Consider the following 860-nt stretch of genomic DNA (forward strand, 5'->3'; position numbering starts at 1 on the left):
ATAGATGTTTATGTGCAAATTTGTGGTTCTATAACTTGGTGTTTCCGTGATATCATAAGCTACATAGGTTTTAAACCAAATGTCTTCTCCTGAAAAATATACAGACTTATTAGTATGCAGCGAAAATTTTTCTAAATACTCCTTATGTAAAAAGTTGTTTTCTTTAACAAATGTTTTTGTTGCAGCGCTATTATCATTTTGTGCTAAACTGATATTAAAAACAAAAAATAGTATTAAAAGTAGTTTGTTCGCGTATTGCATATTTGTAGGAGTTTAGAGATAAAAGTAGTCAATTTCTTATTAAGTATTCCTAAAACTAGTGGCGATTATCCTAATTCTCTAGATAATATAATATCTCCACCTGTAACTTTAGGAAAGCTTTCTAAATCCTTCTCTAATATTTGCTGAAGCATGGCAACGTTAACATTCAGTTTTTTTAATATAAATGGTAAAACGTTTTTATCTACTTCAAAAATAGCTTTAAAAAGGTGCTCGTTTTCTATTTGTTGATGATCATAACCTTGCGCAATTTGTTGTGCTTGTTGTATGGCTTCTTGTGATTTATTGTATAATTGTTGAAGTTTATAGTTATGTTGTGTTTTATAATTTAGTATAAGATGTACATCTTATAATTTTCTCTATTGTTATTAGTTAAAGGCAACAATCTTACCAGTTTAATCTGCAAGACAAAATGTTTGTTTTTGTGAATAATAGGGGACCTTTTGTCTATTTCTGTAATTACGTTTACTGATAGTAAGTTTGCAAAAATGTTTCGACAAAAAGAATGATTTATATCAGTAAATGGATATTAAGGTGTTTAATTTAAAATTAATTCCATTTTCGAGGAAATAAAAAATAGA

The 860-nt window shown here is 27.6% G+C and carries 1 protein-coding gene and 1 pseudogene; both read right to left on the bottom strand.

The genetic code is table 11. From position 1 onward, the window contains the following. On the bottom strand, window positions 1-261 hold a 261-nt coding region (locus ACVCZW_RS04605; RefSeq protein WP_452231762.1), incomplete at its 3' end, for a hypothetical protein. 68 nt (window positions 262-329) lie between these two features. Continuing rightward, window positions 330-586, bottom strand: a pseudogene (locus tag ACVCZW_RS04610) (Clp protease N-terminal domain-containing protein); the annotation flags it as partial. Window positions 587-860: the final 274 nt, after the last annotated feature.

This window comes from Lacinutrix sp. MEBiC02595, from assembly GCF_053601555.1.